Source organism: Streptomyces sp. NPDC002851, from assembly GCF_053591935.1.
The window spans coordinates 39,075-63,873 of record NZ_JBSFUT010000033.1; the positions used below are offsets into that span (position 1 = coordinate 39,075).

The following is a 24,799-nucleotide window of genomic DNA, read 5'->3' on the forward strand; positions in this document are numbered from 1 at the left end:
CCGCTCGATCGAGTCACGCCGCTACGCGGTGAAGCGTCCGGTCCGCTTGATGTCCGGGTAGTCGGTGGTCGCGCCGTCCAGCTCCAGGGCCCGCACCAGGCGCAGGTGCTCCTGCGTGTTCACGACCCAGCCGATGATCCGCAGGTCCGCTTTGCGGGCCAGCTCGACGGTCTCCAGGGTGAGCCGCCGGATGTTCAGGACCAGCGTTCCGGCGCCGACCTCGATGGCGCGCTCGACGACATCGGTGTCGTAGCGGCTGGCGACGAGCGCGGTGCGTACGCCCGGGACGAGCCGGGAGATCTCGGCGAGCGCCTCGTCGTGGAAGGAGAGCACCTCCACGCGTGCGACGAGGTCGCGCCGGTGCATCACCTCGGCGAGCGCGCGGGCCGCCGCGACGCTCTTGATCTCGGCCTGTAGCGGGGCCCGTACCGCGTCGAGGACCTCGTCGAAGACGGGGATGCGCTCGCCCTTCCCGGCGTCGAGCGCGCGCAGTTCGTCGAGGGTCTGCTCGGCGATCGGGCCCGAACCGTCGGTCGTACGGTCCACATGGGCGTCGTGCATGACGACGAGCGCGCCGTCCTTGCTCAGGTGCAGATCGAGCTCGATGACGTCAAGGCCGGCACGTTCCGCGGCGATGAACGAGCGGAGGGTGTTCTCGGGTTCGATGCCCATGACTCCGCGATGACCGATGGTGAGGAAGTTCAAGGTTCACTCGCTTCCGTCGACGGCGGCTCCCCGCGCGGGGCGGTCCCTGCGCCGCGCGGCAAGCTCGCAGCCTAACGTTCCTGCACCGCGATGGAACCGGGTCGAACAGGAGGAGTGGAGTGGTCCGGCCTGGCCCCGGCGATGCCCAGGACGAGGCCGGTGAGGACGGCGAGGACAAGAACGGCACGGGTGCTCACGGGAACGCTGCTCCGGCTGACGGACGAGTACGGACCCGGCCGTCCTACCGCCCGCCCGCGGAGCACCGCGACCCGGCTCACTCGTATGTGGGCGCGGCCGGAGGACACTTGACGCGGCCCTACGAAGGATCAGCCTGATCGGCCACATCGGCGAGGCCGGGCAGCTCGGCCAGATCCTTCAACATCGACTCGGCGAGCTCCAGTTCCGAAAGCAGCCGCCGCTCGCTCCAGCGCAGCGCTATCTGCGGGTGCGCCCACGCCTCCACGCCCCCGGCGCGCGCCAGGGCGTCGCGGACCTCCGCCAACTCGCCCCGGGTGCGGGCGAGGTGCTCGTGCACCTGCGCCCGCAGCCGCTCCGGCGCGGTCAGGTGGCCGAGCCAGACGCGCAGCAGCAGCGGGTGCTTGAGCACCGGGGCGCCGACGTCGTCGGCCGCGCCCGCCCAGGCGGCGAGCGCCGCGCGGCCCGCGTCCGTGATGGCGTACGTCCGCTTGGTGCGCGGCGCCTCCGGTCCCGAGCGGCGCGACGTGACGTAGCCGCGGGCCTCGAGGCGGCGCAGCTCGGCGTAGATCTGGCTGATCGCGGGCGACCAGTAGAAGAACCGCAGCGAGGCGTCCGCCCACTTCTTCAGCTCGTAACCGGTCCGCTCGCCGGGGAAGGAGAGCAGGCCGAGCACGGCCCACGCGGTCGGCGGCAGTCCGTCGCCGGGGTCCGCCGAGTCCGTGCCGTGCCGCGTCTCCTGGTGATCACCCATGGCCGCATTGAAGGCGGAGCGCCGCGGTCCGCGCAATCCCCTTGCCCGGTCCGGGTGTTGGGGTCCGGGCTTCCCGCCGTCGTACCTCTTGCCACCGCCGCATCTGACGACTAGTCATATAGCTAATTGAAAGAACGGGCACGGCATTCAACTCCCAGGAGGCACCGTGAAGTTCTCCGTGATCTTCGAGGCCCAGCTGGCCGACCCGACCGTCGAGCGCGAGCACCAGGTGATCCGCGACTGCGTGGAACAGGCCGTACTCGCAGAGGAGATGGGTTTTGACCGGATCTGGGCGGTGGAGCACCACTCGCTCAAGTGGTACGCGCATATGAGCGCCCCGGAGATCTTCCTCACCTGGGTCGCGGCGCGGACGAGCCGGATCCGGATCGGCCACGGCGTGGTGTGCATGCCGTTCAACTTCAACCACCCGGTGCGCGTCGCCGAGCGGGCCGCGATGCTCGACCTGCTCTCCGGCGGGCGCCTGGACCTCGGCGCCGGGCGCGGCGGCACCGTACAGGAGACCTCGCTGTGCGGCGTCGACAAGGAGCGCACCACGCAGGAGGTCGAGGAGGCGCTGCGGATCATCGGCAAGGCGTGGCAGCGCGACGAGCTCGAACACCACGGCGAGCTGCTCGACATCGACCCGCACCCGATCCTGCCGCGCCCCCGGCAGACCCCGCACCCGCCGCTCTTCCTCGCCTGTAGCCGTACGGAGACGCTCACGCAGGCCGCCGAACTCGGCATCGGCGCCCTGGTGATGGGGTTCGCCGGGCCCGAGTCGATCGCCGGGATGCGGACGGCGTACGACGCCGCCATCAGCAAGCGCGGAACGGACCGTCTCGTCTCTACCGTCGTCAACGACCACTTCTCGGTGCTCTGCCCGACCATCGTGCTCGACGACCGCGAGACGGCCCGGAGCATCGGCATCCGCGGGCAGCGGTTCTTCGCCCAGTCCATCGGGCACTGGTACGGCGGCGCCGGTATCCCCGACGAGGCGGTGGTCGAGGGCGCGGACGAGGCCGCGGAGATGCGCAGGGCCGCCGAACAGGTCGTGGCCCGGCTGCACGAGCACCGAATTCCGGTACGCCCCAGCTCCACGGCGACCTTCAACGCGGACCACGCCTATGGCACGGCCGACGACGCCATCTCCTACGTAGAGCGGCTCAGGGACGCGGGCGCCGACGAAATCATGTGCCTCATACAGATGGGTACGGTCCCGCAGGGGGCCTGCCTGGAGACGCTCCGGCAGTGGGGGGAGAAGGTCATTCCGCACTTCCGCGGGTAGCGGCGGGGGCCTGCCCGACGGCCGTACGTAGACCTGGACGCGTGCGGCGTACGCGACACGACAACCGACAGCAGGAGGCTGCTCGATGGGCACTACTGAAGAACGTCCGGCGGAGGGCCGTCCCGCCGAGGACCGGCTCGCCCCCGAGACACGGGCCCTGGTCGACATGATCACCGACGTCTTCCCCGACCTCGGCGGCACCGTCACGGACGCGGCCGAGGCCCGCCGCATCCTCGCCACGCTGCCGAAGCCGCCGTGGGGCCCGCCCGAGGTGGGCTCCGTCGAGGACCGGACGATCCCCGGGCTCGAGGGTGATCCGGACATACCCGTACGTATCTATCTGCCGGACCCCGCCGCGGCGCCGGGCCCCCGGCCCACCGTGGTGTTCCTGCACGGCGGCGGCTTCGCCATCGGCTCGCTCGACAGCCACGACGGCACGGCCCGGCACCTGTGCCGCGAGTCCGGCGCGGCCGTCGTCGCGGTGGACTACCGGCTCGCCCCGGAGCACCCCTTCCCGGCCGGGCTGCGGGACGCCTGGGCGGCCCTGGAGTGGACGGCGGCACACGTCGGCGAGCTCGGCGGGGACCCGGGGGCCCTGGTCGTCGCGGGGGACAGCGCGGGCGGCAACCTCGCGGCCGTCCTCGCGCAGACCGCCCGGGATCGCGGCGGGCCCGCGCTCGCACTCCAGGTCCTGGTCTATCCGGCGACCGACATGGGGCGGGAGTGGCCCTCGTACACCCGCAACGGAACCGGATATTTCCTCTCAATTGCCCACATGCGCTGGTTCGAGCAGCAGTACCTGGCGCCGGGCACGGAGCGGACCCATCCGCAGGTCTCGCCCCTGCGCGGCGATTTGCGCGGACTGCCGCCGGCCCATGTGGTGACCGCGGGCTGCGACCCGCTCTGCGACGAGGGGCTGGCCTACGCCGAGCGGCTACGCCACGCGGGGGTGCCGGTGACCGAGGGTCACTTTCCGGCCATGTTCCACGGCTTCTTCGGGTTCGCCGAGCTGATCCCCGAGGCCCGGACCGCCGTACAGGAAGCTGCCGCGGCGATTGCGGCCACCGCGCCCGATACGGCCGCGAGGTCGGTGTCTGACGGGAAGAACTCCGGTGCAGGTGGGGATGCCGCAGGATAATTTCCCAAGATCCCTCTTGTGGCGGAGAACCTCGCATGCCTAACGTGTCCGTACGCGAGGTTCTCCTGTGGAGGAAGTGTCATGACGGAAATGCTGGTGCAGGCCACTGCGGAAGGGCGAATTCCTTCTGCCGAGCGGGTCGTGGAGCACCCGGCATGGCCCCTGCTCAAGAAGGCCGTGGAAGAGATCCGGCCCTGGCAGTCGAAGGACGGCTCGATCGACTTCGAGGCGGAGGGCGCGCCCGCCCGCGACCACGCCCAACTCGCCGTGGAGCGCGTCGTATCCGCCATCGAGCAGCTCTCGCCGCTGGTGCCGCACGACGCCGAGTACCACCGTGCGCTCATCGCCGATCTGCGCCGCTGGGCCGAGGAAGGCTTCGAAGTACCGGACTTCCTGGACTCGTTGCTCGCCTTCCAGCCCGCCGCGCACCGCGCCGACGGCCTTGAGCACCTGGTCGTCTTCCCGATGTACACGCAGAACGGCAACCCGGACCGCAACCTCGAGGCGGTCGTTTTGAAGATGGTCTGGCCCGACTGGCTGGCCGATTTGGAGCGCACCCGCTACGACAACCCGTTGTTCTGCGGCATCACCTTCGAGGACTTCACCGCCGGGTACGACACCAACTCCGCGGTGCTGTTCCCCGAGACCATCGCCGTGCGCGAGGCCCCCGAGCGGTTCAGCTGGGGCGGCATCTTCTGTGACCGCGAGGCGGCCCGCTTCCGCCGGGTCACCGAGGCCGCCGTCGACATCCTCGGCCTCGAACTGCCCGACGACATCCGCGCGATGATCGCCGACCAGGAGCGCTGCCAGGAGGCCTTCGTCCTGTGGGACATGGTCCACGACCGCACCCACAGCCACGGCGATCTGCCCTTCGACCCCTTCATGATCAAGCAGCGGCAGCCGTTCTGGATGTACGGCCTCGAGGAGCTCCGCTGCGACCTCACCGCCTTCAAGGAGGCCGTGAAGCTGGCGGACGACGGCGTCCCGCAGGGCCGGGACGTGCAGTACGCGGTGCTCTTCGACCGGATGTTCCGCTTCCCGGTCACCGGCGAGCGGGTCCGCAACTACGACGGGCTCGGCGGTCAGCTGCTCTTCGCGTATCTGCACAAGCACGACGTGGTCCGCTGGACCGACAACACCCTCAAGATCGACTGGGAGCGGGCGCCGCAGGTCACCAACCAGCTCTGCGCCGAGATCGAGAAGCTCTACCGGGACGGCATCGACCGGCCGAAGCTGGTGCACTGGTTCGCCGGGTACGAACTGGTCTCGCGCTATCTCGCGCCGCACCCCGGGTCCCGCTGGGCCAAGGGCCCGGACGCCCTGGACACCTCGCTGCCGCCGCGGAAACTCGTGGACGAGGTGCTGCCCGACGAATTTCCCCTGAGCATGTTCTATGAGGCGCTCTCCAAGAAGCTCAAAGGTGTGATCGCCTCCACCAAGGGCATCACGGCCACGAGTACTGGACAGGCGGCCGCGTGAGCGCCCCCGGCGCGGAGGTGAGGACCATGACGAACGGCAATGGAAACGGCAATGGCGCCCTGAGCGGCGCGGTGGTCGCGGTGGCGGGCGGCGGCGGCCCCGCGGGCCGCGCGACCTTGCTCAGGCTTGCCGAGGCGGGGGCCGTCGTCGTCTCCTGCGACTCGGACGCCGCCCGGCTCGCGGAGGCCGTGGACGCCGCGCGGTACGCGCACGGCGGGGCCACCGTCACCGGTGACACCGTCGACCTGCTCGACCTGGACGCGACCCGCGAGTGGGCGGCCAGGACCGAGAAGGAGTTCGGCAGGGTCGACGGCCTGGTGCATCTCGTCGGCGGCTGGCGCGGCAGCGCCACCTTCGCCGAGACCGACGTGGCCGACTGGGACCTCCTGGAGAAGCTGCTCGTCCGCACCGTGCAGCACACCTCGCTCGCCTTCTACGACGCCCTGGACCGCAGCGACCGCGGCCGCTACATCCTGACCACCGCCGCCGGTGCCAGTAAGCCGACCGCGGGGAACGCCGCGTACGCCGCGGCGAAGGCGGCCGCGGAGGCCTGGACGCTCGCCGTCGGCGACGCCTTCCGCAAGGCCGCCAAGGCCCGGGGCGACGAGGCGTCGACCTCGGCGGCTGCGATCCTGGTCGTCAAGGCACTGGTGCACGACGCGATGCGCGCGGAGCGCCCCAATGCGAAGTTCGCGGGCTTCACGGATGTGAAGGAGCTGGCCGAGGCCATCGCCGGACTCTGGGAGAGGCCCGCCTCGGAAGTGAACGGAACCCGTCTGTGGCTGACCGAGAAGCCGTGAACCCGCCCAAGACCGACGCGCGACGCCATCATGATCCCGCTGTACGCGGATTCGCGAGCGACAACTACGCGGGGGCGCACCCCGAGATCCTCGCGGCCCTCGCCCTCGCCAACGGCGGCCACCAGGTCGCCTACGGCGAGGACGCGTACACCGAGCATCTGCAACAGGTGATCCGCGGCCACTTCGGCGCGAGCGCCGAGGCGTTCCCGGTCTTCAACGGCACCGGCGCCAACGTCACCGCGCTTCAGGCCGTCACCGATCGCTGGGGCGCCGTCATCTGCGCCGACACCGCCCACATCAACGTGGACGAGTGCGGGGCGCCCGAGCGCGTCGGCGGCCTGAAGCTGCTCGGGGTACCCACGCCGGACGGCAAGCTCACGCCCGAGCTGATCGACCGGGAGGCGTACGGCTGGGACGACGAGCACCGCGCGATGCCGCAGGTCGTCTCGATCACCCAGAACACCGAACTGGGCACCGTCTACACGCCCGAGGAGGTCCGGGCGATCTGCGAGCACGCCCATGAGCGGGGCATGCTCGTGCACCTCGACGGCGCCCGGATAGCCAACGCCGCCGCGTCCCTGAACACCCCGATGCGGACGTTCACGTACCGCGCGGGCGTGGACATCCTTTCCTTCGGCGGTACGAAGAACGGCGCGCTGTTCGGCGAGGCCGTGGTCGTGCTCAACCCCGACGCCGTCAAGCACATGAAGCACCTGCGCAAGCTGTCCATGCAGCTGGCCTCCAAGATGCGCTTCGTATCGGTGCAGTTGGAGGCGCTGCTCGCCAAGGACCTGTGGCTGCGCAACGCCCGGCACGCCAACGAGATGGCCCAGCGCCTCGCCGAGGGCGTGCGCGGCGTCCACGGCGTCGAGATCCTGCACCCGGTGCAGGCCAACGCGGTCTTCGCACGCCTCCCGCACGACGTCAGCGAGCGGCTGCAGCAGCGCTACCGCTTCTACTTCTGGAACGAGGCCGCCGGGGACGTGCGCTGGATGTGCTCCTTCGACACCACGGAGGAGGACGTCGACGGCTTCGTCCTCGCCCTCAAGGAGGAGATGGCTCGATAACCGAGTCAGGACGGCTCGAGAGGCGAGTCAGCCTGATTGGACTGCACGGTGCACTCTACTGCACTATGGTGGGACGTTCCCTGACGACGACCCGAGGCAGACCATGACGCTCTCGCTGACCGTGTCCGACGAAGTGCGCACCCTCGTGCCGGGCTTCACCCACCTCGCCATCGAGGCCCACGGACTCGTCAACGGGCCCAGTACGGAGGAGAGTTCGGCCCTGCTCGACGACGACGCCCGCCGGCTCGCCGAGCGCCTGGACGGACGCGCCCCGCACGAGGACCCGCACATGGCCGCCTGGCGCGCCGCGTACACCGCGTTCGGCGCCAAGCCCAACCGCACCCGCAACTCCGCGGAGGCGCTCGCCAAGCGGGCACTCAGCGACGCCGGGCTGCCCCGGATCAACGTCCTCGTCGACGTCTACAACGCGATCAGCGTGGCCCATCTGATCCCCGTGGGCGGCGAGGACCTGGACCTGATCAAGGGCGGCATGCGCCTGATCCGCGCGACCGGTACGGAGGACTTCGTGACGGTCGCCGCGGGGGAGCAGGTGACCGAGCACCCGGAGCCGGGTGAGGTCGTGTGGTGCGACGACGAGGGCGTCACCTGCCGCCGCTGGAACTGGCGCCAGGGCCCGCGCACGCGCCTCACCGAGGCCACCACGAGCGGCATCTTCCTGCTCGAGTCCTTCGCGCCGATGACGGTCGCCGAGCTGGAGCAGGCGGGCGCCGAACTGGTGGAACTTCTGGAGAAGTTCAGCCCGGGGGCGCGGGTGGTCATGCACAGCCCGTCGGGCGACTGAGAGGTCCTGGGGGCTGTGCCCCGCCCCCAACCCTCCGGCCTCCCAGGGCCTGCGAAGAGCGGGGAGACGGGCCTTAGCGTCCCTGCGCGGGCACCGGGGCCGTACCGCCCAGGTGGGCCGGGAGCCACCAGGAGTCCTCCGGGCCCTTCGGGCGGGCCGGATACGCGCGCTGCGCCGCCTCGAGGAGCTCGCCGACCCGCTCGCGCACCTTCCGCGTCAGAGCCCCCGCGTACTGCTCCCGGGAGGCCTGGATCGCCTCGCCCACCCGGATCGTCACCGGGATGTGCTGGCGCTTGAGGTTGCGCGGGCGGCCCTTGGTCCACAGCCGCTGGGTGCCCCACAGCGCCACCGGAATCAGCGGAACCCCGGCCTCCTGGGCCATCCGTACCGCGCCCGACTTGAAGCTCTTCAGCGTGAAGGACGTCGAGATCGTCGCCTCCGGGAAGACCCCCACGATCTCCCCCGAGCGCAGCGAGTCCAGGGCGTGCGCATAGGCCACCTCGCCGTTCGCGCGGTCCACCGGAATGTGCTTCATGCCGCGCATCAGCGGTCCGGAGACCTTGTTCCGGAAGACCGAGTCCTTCGCCATGAAGCGCACCAGGCGCTTCTGCGGCCGGGCCGCGAGCCCGGCGAAGACGAAGTCCAGATAGCCGATGTGGTTGCTGACCAGGACCGCCCCGCCCGAACTCGGCACATGCTCCGCGCCCTTGACGTCCAGCTTCAGGTCGAGCGCCTTGAACAACGTCACGGCGGCACCGATGACCGGACGGTAGACGAGCTCTGCCATGGGGGAAGTCGACCCTTCTGTACGCCTGGGAAGGGGGCTCCCGAGGGCGGAAAGTTACGGGCCCGTAGGTACGGGTGTTGGCCCGATCGTGCCGCATGAGCGGCCGAGTGGCCAGTCCTGGGGGCTGTGAACTGGGAGATCCTCGTCACGTGAGGGAATGACGAGGGCTTTTCCCGCGCTACTGAAGTACGGCATCCAGCCTGTCGGCGTCGCTTTGTGCGCTATTGAAGTAACAGACGGCAGTCGGTGCCGCGCTACTGAAGTACGGACGACCACGCGGACGTAGCAGACGCACGAGACGTACGGGATGTCTACGAGACGTAGGAGGCGAAGAGTGGCCCACCGCGGCACGATGCTCGGGGAGCGCGAGTTGGGCGCACCGCTCGGCGCCCGCGCGACTCTGGTGCAGTTCTCCAGCGCCTTCTGTCAGCCTTGCCGGGCCACCCGCCGGATCCTCACCGAGGTGACGGCGCTCGTCCCCGGCGTCGCGCACATCGAGATCGACGCCGAACAGAGCCTCCAGCTCGTCCGTGACCTCGGCGTCCAGCGCACCCCCACCGTCCTCGTGCTCGACGCGGGCGGTCGCGAGGTGCGCCGGGCGGGCGGAATGCCCCGCAAGGCCGACGTCATCGCCGCCCTCGGCGAGGCAGTATGAGCCATCTCGCAGATCCCGGGGCGCACTTGACGCCACCCCACGGCTGTCGTCAGCCTGACACCGAACCGGAATGCCCTCTTCAGGACCTCTGCGCACCTCAGGACCTCTGCGCAACGGGCGCCGAGCGGCAACGGCCCTCGCACTACAGGAGAAGGAACACTCCATGACGGCCACGCCCGACCTCGGCGCCGCCCGCGTCGCCGGACCCGAGCTGCTGCGCTCCGTCTTCCGCCAGCACGCCGCGGGCGTCGCCGTGATCACCGCGCACGGCGCCACCGGACCCGTCGGCTTCACCGCGACCTCGCTCGCCTCCGTCTCCGCCGAGCCGCCGCTCGTCTCCTTCGGTATCGGCACCGGCTCCTCCAGCTGGCCGGTGCTCGCCGAGGCCGAGTACGTCGGCGTCCACATACTCGGCGAGCACCAGGACGACCTCGCCGCCACCTTCGCCCGCAGTGGCGCCGACCGCTTCGCACCGCCCACCCGCTGGTCCCGAGGCCCGCACGGCGTCCCCGTCCTCGGCGGCGTCGTGGCCTGGCTGGTCTGCCGGATCGTGGCCCGGGTACCGGCCGGAGATCACCGGCTGCTGCTCGCCGAGGTGGCGCTCGGCGACCCGTCCACGGGCGGTCGGCCGCTCCTCTACCACCAGGGCCGTTTCACCGCGCTGCGGGACTGACCGGCCGCGGTTACGCACCGTTGGCAAGGTCACAGTTACGAGCGCTTGCTTAATGGGCATAACCTGGTTGTACTGGCTAGTAACATTTCGATCGGAGCGCGGGTCGCCCCGACCGGGATCCGCCTCTTCAGGCGCCTATGCTGCCCGTAGAGGCAGCAGCCCAGAAATGACGATGCAGTAGGAGAGCCGGCGTGAGCTTGAGGATCGTTGTCTGTGTGAAGTACGTGCCCGACGCCACTGGTGACCGGCACTTCACTGATGACCTGACCGTCGACCGTGAGGACGTGGACGGTCTGCTGTCGGAGCTCGACGAGTACGCGGTCGAGCAGGCCCTGCAGATTGCCGATGAAGCGGACGACGCCGAGATCACGGTGCTGACCGTCGGCCCCGAGGACGCCAAGGACGCGCTGCGCAAGGCGCTCTCGATGGGCGCCGACAAGGCCGTGCACGTCGAGGACGACGACCTGCACGGCACGGACGTCATGGGCACGTCCCTGGTCCTGGCCAAGGCGATCGAGAAGACCGGGTACGACCTGGTCGTCTGCGGCATGGCGTCGACCGACGGCACCATGGGTGTGCTGCCGGCGATCCTGGCCGAGCGCCTGGGCGTCCCGCAGGTCACGCTGCTCTCCGAGGTCAGCGTCGAGGACGGCACCGTGAAGGGCCGCCGCGACGGTGACACCGCGACCGAGCAGCTGGAGGCGTCGCTTCCGGCCGTCGTGTCCGTCACGGACCAGTCCGGCGAGGCCCGTTACCCGTCCTTCAAGGGCATCATGGCCGCCAAGAAGAAGCCGGTGGAGTCCCTCGACCTGGACGACCTGGACATCGAGGCCGAGGAGGTCGGTCTCGAGGGTGCCTGGACCAAGGTCGACTCCGCCGCCGAGCGTCCGGCCCGTACGGCCGGCACGATCGTCAAGGATGAGGGCGAGGGCGGCAAGCAGCTGGCCGAGTTCCTCGCGAGCCAAAAGTTCATCTAGGTGCCGGGGGTCCGGGGGTTGTCCCCCGGGCCAGCACAGCATCTAAGGCTCGCGCAGAGCCCCAACTGCCCCCAGATTCTTCGCACTCGCAGCAGGAGATTGAGTCCCATGGCTGAAGTTCTCGTCTACGTCGACCACGTGGACGGCGCCGTCCGCAAGCCCACCCTTGAGCTTCTGACGCTCGCCCGCCGTGTCGGCGAGCCGGTCGCCGTCGCCGTCGGCAACGGTGCGGCCGACACCGCCGCCACGCTCGCCGAGCACGGCGCCGTCAAGGTCCTGACCGCCGACGCCCCGGAGTTCGCCGACTACCTGGTCGTCCCGAAGGTGGACGCGCTCCAGGCCGCCTACGACGCTGTCCAGCCGAGCGCGGTCCTGGTCCCGTCCTCCGCGGAGGGCAAGGAGATCGCGGCCCGCCTCGCGGTCCGTATCAAGTCCGGCATCATCACCGACGCCGTCGACCTGGAGGCCGGCGACGAGGGCCCGGTGGCCACGCAGTCCGTGTTCGCCGCCGCGTTCACCACCAAGTCCCGGGTCACCACCGGCACCCCGGTGATCACCGTCAAGCCCAACTCGGCTCCGGTCGAGGCCGCCCCGGCCGCGGGTGCCGTCGAGGCCCTGTCGGTGTCCTTCTCCCAGCAGGCCACCGGCACCAAGGTCACCTCGCGCACGCCGCGCGAGTCGACCGGCCGCCCCGACCTGACCGAGGCCGCGATCGTCGTCTCCGGTGGCCGTGGCGTCAACGGCGCCGAGAACTTCGCGATCATCGAGGCGCTCGCCGACTCGCTCGGTGCCGCCGTGGGTGCCTCGCGCGCCGCGGTCGACGCGGGCTGGTACCCGCACTCCAGCCAGGTCGGCCAGACCGGTAAGTCGGTCTCGCCGCAGCTGTACATCGCCTCCGGCATCTCCGGTGCGATCCAGCACCGCGCCGGTATGCAGACCTCGAAGACCATCGTGGCCATCAACAAGGACGCCGAGGCCCCGATCTTCGACCTGGTCGACTACGGCGTGGTCGGCGACCTCTTCGAGGTCGTCCCGCAGCTGACCGAAGAGGTCAAGACCCGCAAGGGCTGAGCGGGTTCGTCGCCCCTTCTGTAGCGACGGAAAACGAAGGGCCCCCGAGCCGACAACGATTCGGGGGCCTTCGGGCGTTCCCGGGCACCCCGGGCACCCCCGGGCACCCCGGTCACCCCGGTCACCCCCGGGGGCCCGGGGGGCCCTTGAGTGGGTCAGGTCAGTGTGGCCGTCGCCTGGACCGGGAGGTGGTCGCTGGGGAACTGGCCGTCCTTGCTGAAGGTGTTGATCGCTGCGGAGTGGGTGGTGACGCCGGGTGCGGTGAGGATCCAGTCGATGCGTTCGCCGTCCGGGACCAGGGGCTTGTAGCCGTGGAAGGTGGCGTAGAGCTTGCTGCGCTCGGCCGCGGTGTCCCAGGAGTCCACGAGGCCCGCGCCGAGCATCGTGTCGTAGACCGGGTTGCCGTGGGCGGGGACGTTGAAGTCACCGGTCACGATGAGGGGCAGGGAGCGGTCCAGGTCGCCGATGCGGTCCGCGATGAGATCGGCGGCACGCGCGCGTGCGTACTGACTGGCGTTGTCCAGGTGGGTGTTGAGGAAGAAGAACTCGCCGCCGGTCTCCCGGTCGTGGAAGCGCACCCAGGTGACCATCCGGATCGAGCTGCCGCCCCAGGTGTTGGAGCCGATCACGTCCGGGGTGTCGGAGAGCCAGAAGTGGTCGTACTCGCGCGGGGCCAGGCGCCGGGTGTCGTAGAAGATCGTCATGAACTCGTCGCGGCTGCCGCCCGCACGCCCGGTGCCGATCCAGGCGTACGCCGGGCCGAGGTCCGCGTGGATGTCCTGGAGCTGCTGGTAGAGCCCTTCCTGGGTGCCCAGGACGTGCGGGCGCTCGAGGCGCAGGAGTTCGCGCGTGACCGGGCGGCGCTCGGGCCAGCTGTTGGGCGGGGTGTCACTGGCGAAGCGTAAATTGAACGACATGGTCCGCAGGCGGGCGTCGCCGCGCTCGGCGGCATCGGCCGTGCCGCCCAGGCGGCCGGTCAGCAGGGGCGTGGCCACGGCCGCCGTCACGGCGGCTCTGAGGCCCGTGCGGCGGCTCAGGCGGAGGTCTCTGGGCACGCGGGCTCCTTCCGTCGGGGGTCAGGATGAGGCGCGCGCTCCCCAGGGTGTGAGTGCGGTGTGAGACAGAAGTGACCGGCGACATACGGCGGTGGACCCGGGCCGTGAACGGTGGCCGCCCTGCGCCGAGGTGGGTGTTGACCAGCACGAAGGGGCAGGGATAGCTTCACCATACGGATTATTGATTCCGTGAAGCGGAAAGCTTGAAGGCTTTTAAGGGCTGCTTCAAGAACCGCTTCGCAAGCTGCTTGAGAGACGCGGAGGGTGCCGTAATGGGTCAGCAAGAGCAGGTGGCGATGAGCCTCGCAGGCGCGGTCAGCGAGGGCATCAGCGCCTCCCTCGCCCCGGTGGACGCGGAGCTCGAACGCCGCTACCCCGGCGACCCGGGCACCCGCCAGCCCGTCCACACCGTCTACGTACCGGGCAACGTCTTCACCGCCGACACCATCCGCACCTGGGGCGATCAGGCCCTTGCCGCGCTCGACGAGCACGCCCCGGACGCCGCCACCTTCGCCAAGGCCGTAGGCCTGAGCGACGACCTAGCCGAGGCCGTCTACGACCGCGTCCGCGCCAAGCTCCAGCACGAGCCGATCGAAGACCTCCGCGTCGACTTCGAGGACGGCTACAAGGGCAGCGGCGGGGCCGCCGAAGACGCGGACGCCGCCGGCGCCGCCCGTCTGATCGCCGAGGCCTACGAGAACGGCACGGCCGCGCCGTACATGGGCATCCGCATGAAGTGCATGGAGGCACCGGTCCGCGACCGCGGCATCCGCACCCTCGACATCTTCCTCACCGGCCTCATGGAGGCCGGCGGCCTCCCCGACGGCCTCGTCCTGACCCTGCCCAAGGTGACGTACACCGAGCAGGTCACCGCCATGGTCAAGCTCGTCGAGGAGTTCGAGAAGGCCCGCGGCCTCGCCGCCGGACGGATCGGCTTCGAGATCCAGATCGAGACCAGCCAGTCCATCCTCGGCCCCGACGGCACCGCCACCGTCGCCCGCATGATCGACGCCGCCCAGGGCCGCGCCACCGGCCTGCACTACGGCACCTTCGACTACAGCGCCTGCCTCGGCGTCTCCGCCGCCTACCAGGCCAGCGACCACCCCGCCGCCGACCACGCCAAGGCGGTCATGCAGGTCGCCGCCGCGGGCACCGGCGTACGCGTCTCCGACGGCTCGACGAACGTGCTGCCGGTCGGCCCCACCGCCCACGTCCACGACGCCTGGAAGCTGCACTACGACCTCACCCGGCGCGCCCTGGCCCGCGCCTACTACCAGGGCTGGGACATGCACCCCGCGCACATCCCGACCCGCTTCGCGGCCGTCTTCGCCTACTACCGCGAGGGCTTCGAGGCCGCCGCCAAGCGCCTCGCCGCCTACGCCAACCACGTCGACGGCGACGTCATGGACGAGCCCGCCACCGCCAAGGCGCTCTCCGGGTACCTGCTGCGCGGCCTGGACTGCGGCGCCCTCGACATCGCCGAGGTCGCCCGGCTCACCGGCATGACCCGCGCCGACCTGGAGGGCTTCTCCTCGCTCCGCCGCGCGGCCCTCACCGCGTCCGCGCAGTAACTCCGTAAGGCCCGCAGCAACTCCGTAAGGCCGATGCCGTACGGCCATACCCGTACGGCATCGGTGCGGTAACACCTTCTCCGAAACACCTTCTCCGAGTGTCACCGCCGCCCCTTAGTCTGTACGCGACCGGGAGGCGCAGGGACCACGCGCAGGACGCAGGGGCCACGCGCAGGACGCGTAGGGCAAGCACGCGTAGGGACAAGAAGGACAAGGCGGGCAGCGGTGGCATCGGGGGAGAACGGACAGGACGGCGGCGGCGTCGGTCGCCTGCTCGCCGGGCGTTATCGCGTCCAGGAGCAGCTCGGCCGCGGCGGCATGGGCGTGGTGTGGCGCGCCGTCGACGAGGTGCTCGGCCGAGAAGTGGCCGTCAAAGAACTGCGCACGTACACGGACGCCGCCGCGGCCGAACTCGCCGCGCTTCGCGTCCGGATGCAGCGCGAGGCCCGCGCCGCGGCCCGGGTGCGCCACCCCGGCGTCATCGCCGTGCACGACGTGGCGGAGGTCGACGGCCGCCCCCTGATCGTGATGGAACTGGTCGACGGCCCCTCCCTCGACGACGTACTGCGCGAGCGCGGCACCCTGCCCCCGCGCGAGGCCGCCGCCATCGGCGCCAAGGTCATGGAGGCCCTCGGCGCCGCCCACCGCGCCGGTGTCCTGCACCGCGACGTCAAGCCCGGGAACATCCTCCTGGAGCGCGGCGGCCGGGTCGTCCTCACCGACTTCGGCATCGCCATGGTCGACGACCCCGGCGACGGCGCCGCCACCAACCTCACCCGCAGCGGCGAACTCGTCGGCTCCCTCGACTACTTGGCACCCGAGCGCTGCCAGGGCCAGGACCCGGGCCCCGCCTCCGACGTCTGGGCCCTGGGCGCGACGCTGTACTACACGGTCGAGGGCTGCGCCCCGTTCCGCCGTTCGGGGACGTGGTCGACGCTCAGCGCGATCGTCTCGGAGCCGCTGCCCGAGCCGCAGCACGCCGGGCCGCTCACGCCCGTACTGGCCCAGCTGATGGCCAAGGATCCGCAGGCCCGCCCGGATGCGGAGACCGCCGCGGGGCTGCTGCGGGCCGTGGCCGATGGGGCGGGTGGGGATGCTGAGACCACGGCGTTGCGGCCTGGGGGTGGGGCGGCAGGGCCTGTCGGCGCGGCGGGGGCTGCGGGTGCCGCGGCTGGTGTCTGGGTGCCTGGCCAGCTGCCCGTCGGCCCAGGGTCCGAGGGACGGGGTGCGGCAGGTCCGGGTGCGGGAGGGCCCGCCGGGCCCGGAGGAGCCGGTACCGGGGCTTTCGGCCAGCAGGGGCACTCGGCGCCGACGGCCGGGCCGGGTTCGGCCCACCGCGTGGGCGGCGTCGGCCCGTTGAACCCCGGAGACGGGGGGCCGGACCGCGGAGACACCCCGGTGGTCACGCCGATGTCCCCGGAGGGCCGGGAGCCGCGCCGTGGGCGGCGTGTGCTGATCGCGGTGGCGGCCGTGCTCGCCGTGCTCGCCGCGGGCGGCGGCGGGTACGTCCTGCTGAGCGGGGACGGCGGCAAGAAGAACGAGGCCCGGAGCAACGCCTCACCCAGCGCGAGCGAGTCCGCGTCCGACGGCTCCGGCGAGAAGCCCTCCGGGAAGCCCGAACCGACCGAGCAGGACTCGGAGTCCGCGTCCCCCTCCGAGGACGCCTCGGCCACCCCGTCCGAGGATGACGACAAGCCCAGCGGCACCCCGTCCGAAGGCTCCGGCAGCGACGGCGGTACGACCACGGGGGGCGGCACCGACGGCGGCACCACGTCGGGCGGCTCCGCCAACGGCAGTACGACGGGCGGGGATTCGGGCGGCTCCGGGGACTCCGGGGGTGGCTCGGGGGCGACGGGCGGCGGCGGGGCGCCCGCGCCCGTGTGCCACTCCGTCGGTGGCGGCAAGTACAACTGCGAGGTCTGGCGCACCTCGTCGACATACACCGCGTCCGGCGAGCGGGCCGGGACGCTCAACGCCGGCACGAACTATTTCTACTGCCAGCAGAACCTGGGCCGCCGCGAGACGTACGGCGAGTGGACCAACGTGTGGTGGGCCAAGACGGACGACGACAGCGGGAACACGAACGTGTTCATCAGCGACGTCTACATCAAGGGCGGCGACAACGACAAGCCGCTGCCCGGGCTCCCGGAGTGCTGAAACGGAATGCAGAGACGGAGTGCTGAGAGCGAGCGCTGAGACGGCGCGCTGACCGGGAGCTGAGGGGCAGCCGGGCGGGCGGGAAGCCCCTTGCGGCATACGGCAGTTCAGGGCGCGCGGCCGTCGAACTCCACCGCGACGGCCTCCTCGAGGGTCAGCCCGCTCGCCTTCTCGGCCGGTTCCAGGAACGCGTAGATCACGGCCAGGGCCACCGACCCCATCAGGGACCGGCGCCGCGACTCGTCGATGACACCGGAGCCAGGGTCGCCGATGGCCCGCAGAATCATGCCGTCGTTGGCGGCGGACAGCGCGTTGGTCAGGTCGTCGAGGGTGAGCCCCGGGCGCAGCCGCAACTGCCGCTCCCGCATCACGGCCTCGTACAGGCCCTTCCACGAGCCCAGATACTCCCGGTACATGGCCGAGATCGCCCGCGCCACCACCTCGTCGCCCTCGGCTTCCGTCATGAGGGCGAGGGAGAGCCGCACGGAGGGGATGGCGGCGCCCTCCGCGGTGTGCTGGTACGCGGTCTCGTGCACGGCGCGTACGAAGTCGGGGCCGCTCACCAGCTTCTCGGTGTTGGCGGCGCGCTGCTCCCGGTAGCCGGGGCGGTAATTCTCCAGCCACACCGCGAAGTTGATCAGGTCGGCGACGAAGTCCGACTGTGCCTTCCAGCGGTCCCGCAGCGAGGCCACGGTGCCCTGCTGGCTGAACGGTGCCGGGTTCCCGCCGACCGCGGCGGAGACCGCGCGCTGCGACAGAAAGCCGAGCAACGGCTCACCGAGGACGCGCCGCTGAGCGCCGGGACCGAGGCGTAATTCGAGCATCCGCATCCCGGCCTTCAGGTACGAGGCCGTGACGGGGTCGTTCGCGAGGCGGGTGCGGCCGCGGCGCGTGCGGCGGTTGAGGTGCCGCAGCACCTTGGAGAGGTCCTGGTCGTACGGGTAGGGGAGGCGGGCCTTCCAGGAGCCGTCGCCGCGGTCCTGCGACCGGTTCTTCTTCATCATGGCCCAGGCATACCGTCTCGCCCCGGGCCGCTGGAAGCGCGCAGCTGCGCGGTAGTTCGGGCCCGGCGGAGCCCGGGGCGACGGGCCCTGGATCCGCGCGGCTGCGCAGATGATGGCCCGCGTCCGGCCGGGCTATACCGGAGAGCTCCCGACACGACGTCAGAAGGGTGACCGACGATGCTCTCCGCAAGCATGGGCGTGGCCGTGTGGATCCTGGCCTCCGCCGCCGTCAGCAGCGCTCTCGTACGGCTGATCCTCGGCGTCCTCGCGGCCCATGCGACCCGCAAGGCCCTCAGCACGAGGGACGCCACTCACTCCTCCGGCGCGTGCGACGCCTGCGGCCCGCTCGCGGTCCTGCGCGCCCTGCTCAACGGGCTGAAACCACCCCGGCGTTGAGATGGATGGAGTGGTGAGTTGAGTGAACGTGGCCTAGGCGTCAGCCGGTGGGATCTCCGGCGCTGGGATCTCCGTCGGTGGGATCTCGCCCGAGCCCCGGGTGATCAGGCGGGTCGGCAGCTCGATACGTTCCCCGGCGCTCGGTGCCCCGTCCAGTCGGTGGAAGAGCCGTTCCGCCGCCGTGCGGCCGAGTTGGGCCGCGTCCTGGGCGACCACCGTCACGCCCGGCCGCAGCAGGTCCGCGAGCTCGAAGTCGTCGAAGCCGACGAGGGCGACCGGGCGGCTCCGCTCGGCCAGGACGCGTACCGCCGTGACCGTCACGCGGTTGTTCCCCGCGAACACCGCCGTGACCGGGGCGGGCCCGGTGAGCAGCGCCTCCGTCGCGGCGCGGACCCGCTCCGGTGCCGTGGAGCCGAGGGACACCCAGGAGTCGTGCACGGGCAGGCCCGCGTCCTCCATCGCCGCACGGTAGCCGCGCAGCCGCTCCACGGCGGTGTGGATCTGCGGCCGGTCGCCGATGAAGCCGATCCGGCGGTGGCCCTGCGCGATGAGGTGGGCGACGCCGTCGCGGGCGCCGCCGAAGTTGTCCGAGAGCACCACGTCGGCGTCGATGCGCCCGGCCGGACGGTCCACGAAGACCGTGGCGATCCCGGCCCTGATCTCCGGCTCCAGATAGCGGTGGTCGTCACCGGCCGGGATGATGACCAGGCCGTCCACCCGGCGGGCGCACAGCGCGAGCGCCAACTCCTGCTCGCGCTCCGGGTCCTCGGCACTGGACCCGTTGATGAGCAGCGCCCCGTGGGCCCGCGCGACCTCCTCCACGGCGCGGCTCAGCGGACCGTAGAACGGGTCGGCCAGATCCTCCAGGACCAGGCCGATGCTGGCGGTACGGCCCTTGCGCAGGACCCGGGCCGAGTCGTTGCGGCGGAAGCCGAGCGCGGCGATCGCCTCCTGGACGCGGCGCTCGGTGTCGGGCGTGACGCCCGGCTCGCCGTTCACCACCCGGGACACCGTCTTCAGGCCGACGCCCGCACGCGCGGCGACGTCCTTCATCGTGGGACGGTTGCCGTAGCGGGGCTCGGGGCGGCCGACGGTACGGCGGGCGATATCGGCCACGGTGTGCGGTCCTGTCCTGTTCCTGGAGCGGTCGGGTGGAAGGGCGAAGTGGCATACGGCAGTTGCGGTGACGGGCAGCCTAGTCAAGGCCCGTACCCGGCACGGTAGGGTCCCCCTGGCTCGGTCCTCTGCTGTCGAGCATAGAGGGCCTAGACAACGTTGTCAGTATCGGGAGAGACTGTCATCGGCCCAGGTCCTGTCGTGCCGAAAGGACCTGAGGGCGACCCTCTCACCGGGAGATCCGAGACTGATGCAGAACGACCTCGTCGCCGCCCTCGACATCGGCGGCACCAAGATCGCGGGAGCCCTGGTGGACGGGCGGGGCCGGATCCGGCTGCGCGCCCAGCGCCCGACGCCCGCGCAGGAGGACGGTGCGACGGTGATGCGGGCCGTCGCGGAGGTCGTGGCCGAGCTGCGGAGCTCGCCGCTGTGGGCCGGGACGCGCGCACTCGGCATCGGCAGCGCCGGGCCGGTCGACGCGTCCCGGGGTGTGGTCAGCCCCGTCAACATCCCTGGCTGGCGGGACTTTCCGCTGGTCGAGCGGGTCGTCGCGGCGAGCGGCGGGCTGCCCGTGGAGCTGATCGGCGACGGCGTCGCGATCACCGCGGCCGAGCACTGGCAGGGCGCGGCCCAGGGCTTCGACAACGCGCTGTGCATGGTCGTCTCGACCGGCGTCGGCGGCGGCCTGGTCCTCGGCGGACGGCTACACCCGGGGCCGACCGGCAACGCCGGGCACATCGGGCACATCAGCGTGGACCTCGACGGCGACCCCTGCCCCTGCGGTGCCCGCGGCTGTGTCGAACGGATCGCGAGCGGCCCCAATATCGCGCGCCGCGCCCTGGCCGACGGGTGGCGGCCCGGGCCCGACGGCGACACCTCGGCCGCCGCGGTGGCCGCCGCGGCGCGGGCCGGTGACCCGGTGGCGCGGGCCTCCTTCGAGCGGGCGGCGCAGGCGCTCGCGGCGGGGATCGCGGCGACGGCGACGCTCGTGGAGATCGAGATCGCGGTGGTCGGTGGGGGAGTGGCGAGCGCGGGCGAGGTTCTCTTCGCACCGCTGCGGAGCGCGCTGCGGTCGTACGCGACGCTCTCTTTCGTACGGGGTCTTACGGTGGCTCCGGCGCGGCTCGGCACGGAGGCGGGGCTGATCGGGGCGGCGGCCGCCGCGCTGGGCGCTCCGCGGGGGCGGGGGGAGGTGGTGGCGGGGTGAGGCTGCCTGCCGGGTTGTTCTCCCCGCCCCGCCCCTTCCCGACTGTGTCGATATGCGGCTAACGCCGCGTGGTTGCAGCGGCTTCGGGGCTGCCGCCCCCGGACCCCCGCCGCAGATATCGCGCTGAACGCGCTCGTCCTCAAACGCCGGACGGGCTAGTAGGTACTGGACGGGCTAGTAGGTACCGGACGGGCTTCAGTGGCACTCCAGCTCCGCCTCCGCCCAGTCCGCGTGGTCGGAGTCGACGCCATTGCCCCCGTCCGTGACGACCAGACGCACCGACCGGGCTCCCGCTAGGTCCGCAGACAGTTCCTGCGCCGGGTCGGCCGTCGTCAGGACCCCCGTGTTGGCCACCCTCTCCTCGTCCGCCCAGATCTCGAACGTGACGCTGCCGTTGGAGTCCTTCTCGTCGTCCACGCCCACCTGTGCCGTCACCGCCGAGCAGTTCCCGGCGGTGTAGTACGTGATGGTGCTCTCCGCGTGCGCGCCCAGGCCCTTTTCGTACGCCTGGCCGTTGATGGTGAGCGGGTTGCCGTCGCCCGCGGCGTCCTCGCCGTTGCTGGTGTTCCGCTCCACCGGGCCCCAGCCGTTGGTGGCCGACAGCCAGTCCAGGTCGCCGAGTTGGGAGGTGCCACGCGGTGGCGCCACCGCCGCGTGGCCGGTCACCGGCAGGGTGCGCTTGGCGCGCGTGCCGTCCGGGGAGGCGTACGCCACCGTGAGCGTGAAGTCGTACGCGCCCGGCTTCGCGCCGCCCGGAGCCGTCACCGTCCAGTCGGTGCGCAGCGCCTTGCCGCTGGCCAGGCTCTCGGAGGCGGCGGGCGACGCGGGCTCGACGCGCCAGCCGTTCGGGCCGGTGAGGGCCGCGGAGACCCGGTGGGCCGGGGTCGCGCCCAGGTTGGTGACGGTCGTCGTGACCTTCGCGGAGCTGCCCGGCTCCACCAACGGCGCCCCGTCCAGGGCGAGTTCGACGGCGGGCGGGTGCGCCGCCCACTGGTCGTCGGCCGCGACGCGGAGCAGGACCGTGCCGTGCGCGGGCACCGTGGCCGCGAGCTCGCCCGCCGTGTTGTAGCTCTTGTGCTCCCACAGGTCGCGCACCGTGTAGCCGTCGGCCTCCGGAAGCCCGGCGTCCGTGGCGGTGGTCGTGATGCGCTGGGCGGTGTCCGTCTCGTTGAACAGGGCGACGGCGCGGCTGCCGTCCGCCATCTCCTTGGTGACGACCCAGCGTCCGCCCTCGGACGTGAGCACCTCACCCTGCTTGCCCAGCGGGTCCTGGTCGACCGCGATGACCTCCTCGTTGCCGAGGATCTCGAAGGTCTCGGGCGAGGCGGACCGTAGATCGGAGCCTATGAGCAGCGGCGCCGCCATGATCGACCACATGGAGAAGTGGGTGCGGTACTCGGTGTCCGTCATGCCGCCGTTGCCGACCTCCAGCATGTCCGGGTCGTTCCAGTGGCCCGGACCGGCGTACGGCGCGAGCGGCAGGTTCTGCTTCATGATCGAGAGCATCGAGCCCCAGCTGTCGCTGATGTCGCCGGTGGTACGCCACAGGTGGCCCACGTCGGCGGCCCACTCCCAGGGCTTGTTCTCGCCCCATTCGCAGATGCTGTAGACGATGGGGCGGCCGGTCTCGGCGGAGGCTGCCTTGAGCGCGTCGCGCATCTTCGTATAGCGCTCCTTGGCGTCCACGCCCTGGTTGTTGCAGTTGTCGTACTTGAGGTAGTCGACGCCCCACGCGGCGAACTGCCGGGCGTCGCTCTCCTCGTGGCCCAGCGCGCCGGGGAAGCCGAGTTCGTTGCAGGTCTTGGTGCCCGCGCTGGTGTAGATGCCGAACTTCAGGCCCTTGGAGTGCACATAGTCGGCGACGGCCTTGATGCCGTTGGGGAACCGCACGGGATCGGGCACCAGCTTGCCGTCGGCGTCGCGCGCGGGCAGCGCCCAGCAGTCGTCCAGGTTGACGTACTCGTACCCGGCGTCCTTGAGCCCCTTCTCGACGAAGATGTCGGCGATTCCCTTGACCATCTCCTCGTTGAACTCGGCCCGGCAGTGGGTGGAGTTCCAGTTGTTGAACCCCATGGGCGGGGTGAGCGCCTGATCGTCAGGTATGCGGAGTTCGGTTGCGGTTGCGGTTGCGGTTGCGGCTGCCTGGGCCTGGGCCTGGGGCGGGCCTTGGGGCTGGCCCTTGGCCTGGGTGGCGCCCGTGAGTGTGAGTCCGGCGGTGGCCAGGACACCCGCGGCGAACGCGGTGAGGACTCTTCGCCGGGCGCCCGGGCCGGTGGTGGTGCGTGGGGGGTGGTGACGCAGCATGACGTTCCTCCGTACGCACGAAGATCGGGGGGAACTCGGTGACGCGCGCTCACGGTAGAGCGTGTTGGAGTCTGTTGGAAGGGGTGCGGTAAGAACGGGGGGTGACGGCACGCCAACGTGCGGTTGTGTTGGGTTACTTGATCCGGCCAAAGGAGCGGCCGCGCGCAGGGTCTGACACCGGGCGTTCGGGAGCTGTGCCGACGGCGGGCGTGAAGAGTCCAAGCCCGGTCGCGCATTCGTCCATGGCGGCACCTCTGACGGGGGCGTACAACCGGCCCATCCCCCACAAGAGAGGAACGGCACATGTCCATCCTGAACTTACGCCGCTGCGTCGCCGTCAGCGCGGCCGCGGGACTGTTGATGGTCGCTCCGGAGGTGGCGTCCGCGGACGTCGGGGGCGGCAACGTCTCGGTGAGTTGGGAGATGTCCGGGACGCCGTCCGCCGGCCTTTCCAACATCACCTTCCCCATCACGGTGAACCCCGCGACGGCCCATAAGAGCGGGATCTACTTCGCCCAGCAGTTCGGCTTCACCAACGCCGAAGACGTCGCCTATACGGGCCTCCAGCCTCGGGAGAACAACGGCAGCACCGAGCGCCTTTCCGCCCGTTTCTCCAGCTTCGTCGCGGGGACGACGACGTCCGACCCGCTCTGTCGTGAGGGCGCCGACGGCGGGCCCGGTGTGACCTGTGCGGTCGACTTCGACGCGGTCTACGGCCACCAGTACGACATCCGGGTCGAGCGAACCGGCAACGACACCTGGACCGGTACCGCGCGAGACACGGTCAGCGGCAAGGAGACCCACCTGGGAACCTGGACACTGCCGACGGGCAGCGGCAATCTGCGTGGCACCCAGGGCGGGTTCGTCGAGTACTACGCGGGGATCCCCAGCTGCGCCGAAATGCCCAGGTCCGACGTCGTCTTCGGCGGGCCCACGTCCACCGACGGCGGCGGCCTGAGCGGCACGTCCCGGGCCAACTACGAGTACAGCGACTGCGTCGGCGAGTCCAACTACCAGGCGGAGAACGTCGGTTCGGGGACCCACATCACCCGGGGCTTCGTCTCGTAGCCGCCGCACCGCATCGCCGTACGCGGACGGGTCGGGCCGGGGGAGGGCGGAGCCCCGCTTCGTGCCGCTGCGGCTGTGCTTCTTCTACAGCCTCTACGGCTGGGACTTCACTGCTGCGCTTTCTTCGCCTTCTGCTCCCGCTGCTCCTTGACGCGGCGGGCCTCCTCGCGGACCTCGGCCTGGGTGGCGCGCTCCTTCTGGAGCCACTCCGGCTCTTCGCGCTTCAGGTCCTCGATCTGCTCCGTGGTGAGCGGCTCGGTGACGCCGCCGCGGGCGAGGCCCGAGATGGAGATGCCGAGCTTCGCCGCGACCACGGGACGGGGGTGCGGGCCGTTGCGCCGCAGCTCCTGCAGCCACTGAGGCGGGTCGGCCTGCAGCGCGTTGAGCTCGGCGCGCGAGACCACGCCCTCCTGGAACTCGGCGGGGGTGGCCTCGAGGTACACACCCAGCTTCTTCGCCGCCGTGGCGGGCTTCATGGTCTGGGTGCTCTGGTGCGACGTCATGGGATCAAGGGTAACGAGCGCGCGGGCTGC

At 71.2% G+C, this 24,799-nt stretch carries 24 protein-coding genes; 15 read left to right on the forward strand and 9 right to left on the reverse strand.

Features of this window, described 5'->3' with window-relative positions:
• Positions 1 to 21: 21 nt before the first annotated feature.
• The 3 genes from ACWD10_RS28770 to ACWD10_RS28780 all read right to left on the reverse strand — a co-directional run bounded on the left by ACWD10_RS28770 (position 22) and on the right by ACWD10_RS28780 (position 1,654).
• Positions 22 to 705 carry a glycerophosphodiester phosphodiesterase gene (locus ACWD10_RS28770; protein ID WP_451096075.1) on the reverse strand — a complete coding sequence of 228 codons (684 nt, stop codon included), beginning with the start codon at positions 703 to 705 and terminating at the stop codon, positions 22 to 24.
• Between the two features lie 71 nt (positions 706 to 776).
• Complete coding sequence (locus ACWD10_RS28775; RefSeq protein WP_451096077.1) at positions 777 to 902, reverse strand: hypothetical protein; 126 nt, start codon at positions 900 to 902, stop codon at positions 777 to 779.
• 119 nt (positions 903 to 1,021) lie between these two features.
• Positions 1,022 to 1,654 (reverse strand): helix-turn-helix transcriptional regulator, encoded by a 633-nt coding sequence (locus ACWD10_RS28780; protein ID WP_451096079.1) that lies wholly within the window; start codon positions 1,652 to 1,654, stop codon positions 1,022 to 1,024.
• Between the two features lie 166 nt (positions 1,655 to 1,820).
• Between ACWD10_RS28780 and ACWD10_RS28785 the strand changes: the two genes are divergently transcribed.
• The 6 genes from ACWD10_RS28785 to ACWD10_RS28810 all read left to right on the forward strand — a co-directional run bounded on the left by ACWD10_RS28785 (position 1,821) and on the right by ACWD10_RS28810 (position 8,225).
• Entirely contained in the window at positions 1,821 to 2,939 is a 1,119-nt protein-coding gene (locus ACWD10_RS28785; protein ID WP_451096081.1) for an LLM class flavin-dependent oxidoreductase, read from the forward strand.
• An 85-nt stretch (positions 2,940 to 3,024) separates the two neighbouring features.
• On the forward strand, positions 3,025 to 4,077 hold the full coding sequence (locus ACWD10_RS28790) for an alpha/beta hydrolase (protein ID WP_451096083.1): 1,053 nt from the start codon (positions 3,025 to 3,027) through the stop codon (positions 4,075 to 4,077).
• Between the two features lie 81 nt (positions 4,078 to 4,158).
• On the forward strand, positions 4,159 to 5,556 hold the full coding sequence (locus ACWD10_RS28795; protein WP_451096085.1) for a DUF6421 family protein: 1,398 nt from the start codon (positions 4,159 to 4,161) through the stop codon (positions 5,554 to 5,556).
• Between the two features lie 26 nt (positions 5,557 to 5,582).
• Positions 5,583 to 6,356 (forward strand): SDR family NAD(P)-dependent oxidoreductase, encoded by a 774-nt coding sequence (locus ACWD10_RS28800; protein WP_451096087.1) that lies wholly within the window; start codon positions 5,583 to 5,585, stop codon positions 6,354 to 6,356.
• Positions 6,353 to 7,423 carry a threonine aldolase family protein gene (locus tag ACWD10_RS28805; RefSeq protein ID WP_451096175.1) on the forward strand — a complete coding sequence of 357 codons (1,071 nt, stop codon included), beginning with the start codon at positions 6,353 to 6,355 and terminating at the stop codon, positions 7,421 to 7,423. Before ACWD10_RS28800 ends, ACWD10_RS28805 begins: the two co-directional genes overlap by 4 nt.
• Positions 7,424 to 7,526: 103 nt before the next feature.
• Entirely contained in the window at positions 7,527 to 8,225 is a 699-nt protein-coding gene (locus ACWD10_RS28810; protein WP_451096089.1) for a B3/B4 domain-containing protein, read from the forward strand.
• Between the two features lie 73 nt (positions 8,226 to 8,298).
• Here the strand turns inward: ACWD10_RS28810 and ACWD10_RS28815 are convergent, their stop codons facing one another.
• On the reverse strand, positions 8,299 to 9,012 hold the full coding sequence (locus tag ACWD10_RS28815) for a lysophospholipid acyltransferase family protein (protein ID WP_451096091.1): 714 nt from the start codon (positions 9,010 to 9,012) through the stop codon (positions 8,299 to 8,301).
• Between the two features lie 307 nt (positions 9,013 to 9,319).
• Between ACWD10_RS28815 and ACWD10_RS28820 the strand changes: the two genes are divergently transcribed.
• From ACWD10_RS28820 to ACWD10_RS28835, 4 genes are all read left to right on the forward strand, one after another.
• Positions 9,320 to 9,667 (forward strand): TlpA family protein disulfide reductase, encoded by a 348-nt coding sequence (locus tag ACWD10_RS28820; protein WP_451096093.1) that lies wholly within the window; start codon positions 9,320 to 9,322, stop codon positions 9,665 to 9,667.
• 163 nt (positions 9,668 to 9,830) lie between these two features.
• Complete coding sequence (locus ACWD10_RS28825) at positions 9,831 to 10,340, forward strand: flavin reductase family protein (protein ID WP_451096095.1); 510 nt, start codon at positions 9,831 to 9,833, stop codon at positions 10,338 to 10,340.
• A 191-nt stretch (positions 10,341 to 10,531) separates the two neighbouring features.
• Positions 10,532 to 11,317, forward strand: coding sequence for an electron transfer flavoprotein subunit beta/FixA family protein (locus ACWD10_RS28830; RefSeq protein WP_451096097.1), 786 nt, complete (start codon positions 10,532 to 10,534; stop codon positions 11,315 to 11,317).
• Between the two features lie 108 nt (positions 11,318 to 11,425).
• Positions 11,426 to 12,388, forward strand: a complete 963-nt coding sequence (locus ACWD10_RS28835; RefSeq protein WP_451096099.1) for an electron transfer flavoprotein subunit alpha/FixB family protein — start codon at positions 11,426 to 11,428, stop codon at positions 12,386 to 12,388.
• A gap of 155 nt (positions 12,389 to 12,543) precedes the next feature.
• Here ACWD10_RS28835 and ACWD10_RS28840 read toward each other — a convergent pair whose 3' ends face one another.
• Entirely contained in the window at positions 12,544 to 13,443 is a 900-nt protein-coding gene (locus ACWD10_RS28840; protein WP_451096101.1) for an endonuclease/exonuclease/phosphatase family protein, read from the reverse strand.
• 272 nt (positions 13,444 to 13,715) lie between these two features.
• On the opposite strand from ACWD10_RS28840, the gene ACWD10_RS28845 reads away from it, so the two are divergent.
• Both ACWD10_RS28845 and ACWD10_RS28850 read left to right on the forward strand, forming a co-directional pair.
• Positions 13,716 to 15,014 carry a DUF6986 family protein gene (locus tag ACWD10_RS28845; RefSeq protein ID WP_451096103.1) on the forward strand — a complete coding sequence of 433 codons (1,299 nt, stop codon included), beginning with the start codon at positions 13,716 to 13,718 and terminating at the stop codon, positions 15,012 to 15,014.
• Positions 15,015 to 15,239: 225 nt separating this feature from the next.
• Complete coding sequence (locus ACWD10_RS28850; RefSeq protein WP_451096105.1) at positions 15,240 to 17,171, forward strand: serine/threonine-protein kinase; 1,932 nt, start codon at positions 15,240 to 15,242, stop codon at positions 17,169 to 17,171.
• A gap of 107 nt (positions 17,172 to 17,278) precedes the next feature.
• On the opposite strand, the gene ACWD10_RS28855 is transcribed toward ACWD10_RS28850, so the two are convergent.
• Complete coding sequence (locus tag ACWD10_RS28855) at positions 17,279 to 18,175, reverse strand: hypothetical protein (protein WP_451096107.1); 897 nt, start codon at positions 18,173 to 18,175, stop codon at positions 17,279 to 17,281.
• 177 nt (positions 18,176 to 18,352) lie between these two features.
• Between ACWD10_RS28855 and ACWD10_RS28860 the strand changes: the two genes are divergently transcribed.
• A complete protein-coding gene (locus ACWD10_RS28860) occupies positions 18,353 to 18,571 on the forward strand; it encodes a hypothetical protein (RefSeq protein WP_451096109.1) in 219 nt (72 codons plus the stop codon).
• Positions 18,572 to 18,604: 33 nt separating this feature from the next.
• Here ACWD10_RS28860 and ACWD10_RS28865 read toward each other — a convergent pair whose 3' ends face one another.
• Entirely contained in the window at positions 18,605 to 19,687 is a 1,083-nt protein-coding gene (locus tag ACWD10_RS28865) for a LacI family DNA-binding transcriptional regulator (protein WP_451096111.1), read from the reverse strand.
• A gap of 250 nt (positions 19,688 to 19,937) precedes the next feature.
• On the opposite strand from ACWD10_RS28865, the gene ACWD10_RS28870 reads away from it, so the two are divergent.
• Positions 19,938 to 20,894, forward strand: coding sequence for an ROK family protein (locus tag ACWD10_RS28870; protein WP_451096113.1), 957 nt, complete (start codon positions 19,938 to 19,940; stop codon positions 20,892 to 20,894).
• A 195-nt stretch (positions 20,895 to 21,089) separates the two neighbouring features.
• Here ACWD10_RS28870 and ACWD10_RS28875 read toward each other — a convergent pair whose 3' ends face one another.
• Positions 21,090 to 23,198 (reverse strand): NPCBM/NEW2 domain-containing protein, encoded by a 2,109-nt coding sequence (locus ACWD10_RS28875; protein WP_451096115.1) that lies wholly within the window; start codon positions 23,196 to 23,198, stop codon positions 21,090 to 21,092.
• A 303-nt stretch (positions 23,199 to 23,501) separates the two neighbouring features.
• On the opposite strand from ACWD10_RS28875, the gene ACWD10_RS28880 reads away from it, so the two are divergent.
• Positions 23,502 to 24,266: a hypothetical protein gene (locus ACWD10_RS28880; protein WP_451096117.1), complete on the forward strand. Its 765-nt coding sequence runs from the start codon at positions 23,502 to 23,504 to the stop codon at positions 24,264 to 24,266.
• 107 nt (positions 24,267 to 24,373) lie between these two features.
• Here ACWD10_RS28880 and ACWD10_RS28885 read toward each other — a convergent pair whose 3' ends face one another.
• Positions 24,374 to 24,769: a DUF5997 family protein gene (locus tag ACWD10_RS28885; RefSeq protein WP_451096119.1), complete on the reverse strand. Its 396-nt coding sequence runs from the start codon at positions 24,767 to 24,769 to the stop codon at positions 24,374 to 24,376.
• Positions 24,770 to 24,799: the final 30 nt, after the last annotated feature.

Coding starts and splice junctions, on each gene's coding strand:
- ACWD10_RS28780 (WP_451096079.1), bottom strand. CDS start 1,654: ATGGGTGATCACCAGGAGACGCGGCACGGCACGGACTCGGCGGACCCC.
- ACWD10_RS28790 (WP_451096083.1), top strand. CDS start 3,025: ATGGGCACTACTGAAGAACGTCCGGCGGAGGGCCGTCCCGCCGAGGAC.
- ACWD10_RS28795 (WP_451096085.1), top strand. CDS start 4,159: ATGACGGAAATGCTGGTGCAGGCCACTGCGGAAGGGCGAATTCCTTCT.
- ACWD10_RS28800 (WP_451096087.1), top strand. CDS start 5,583: ATGACGAACGGCAATGGAAACGGCAATGGCGCCCTGAGCGGCGCGGTG.
- ACWD10_RS28810 (WP_451096089.1), top strand. CDS start 7,527: ATGACGCTCTCGCTGACCGTGTCCGACGAAGTGCGCACCCTCGTGCCG.
- ACWD10_RS28815 (WP_451096091.1), bottom strand. CDS start 9,012: ATGGCAGAGCTCGTCTACCGTCCGGTCATCGGTGCCGCCGTGACGTTG.
- ACWD10_RS28820 (WP_451096093.1), top strand. CDS start 9,320: ATGTCTACGAGACGTAGGAGGCGAAGAGTGGCCCACCGCGGCACGATG.
- ACWD10_RS28825 (WP_451096095.1), top strand. CDS start 9,831: ATGACGGCCACGCCCGACCTCGGCGCCGCCCGCGTCGCCGGACCCGAG.
- ACWD10_RS28835 (WP_451096099.1), top strand. CDS start 11,426: ATGGCTGAAGTTCTCGTCTACGTCGACCACGTGGACGGCGCCGTCCGC.
- ACWD10_RS28845 (WP_451096103.1), top strand. CDS start 13,716: ATGGGTCAGCAAGAGCAGGTGGCGATGAGCCTCGCAGGCGCGGTCAGC.
- ACWD10_RS28855 (WP_451096107.1), bottom strand. CDS start 18,175: ATGATGAAGAAGAACCGGTCGCAGGACCGCGGCGACGGCTCCTGGAAG.
- ACWD10_RS28860 (WP_451096109.1), top strand. CDS start 18,353: ATGCTCTCCGCAAGCATGGGCGTGGCCGTGTGGATCCTGGCCTCCGCC.
- ACWD10_RS28870 (WP_451096113.1), top strand. CDS start 19,938: ATGCAGAACGACCTCGTCGCCGCCCTCGACATCGGCGGCACCAAGATC.
- ACWD10_RS28875 (WP_451096115.1), bottom strand. CDS start 23,198: ATGCTGCGTCACCACCCCCCACGCACCACCACCGGCCCGGGCGCCCGG.
- ACWD10_RS28880 (WP_451096117.1), top strand. CDS start 23,502: ATGTCCATCCTGAACTTACGCCGCTGCGTCGCCGTCAGCGCGGCCGCG.
- ACWD10_RS28885 (WP_451096119.1), bottom strand. CDS start 24,769: ATGACGTCGCACCAGAGCACCCAGACCATGAAGCCCGCCACGGCGGCG.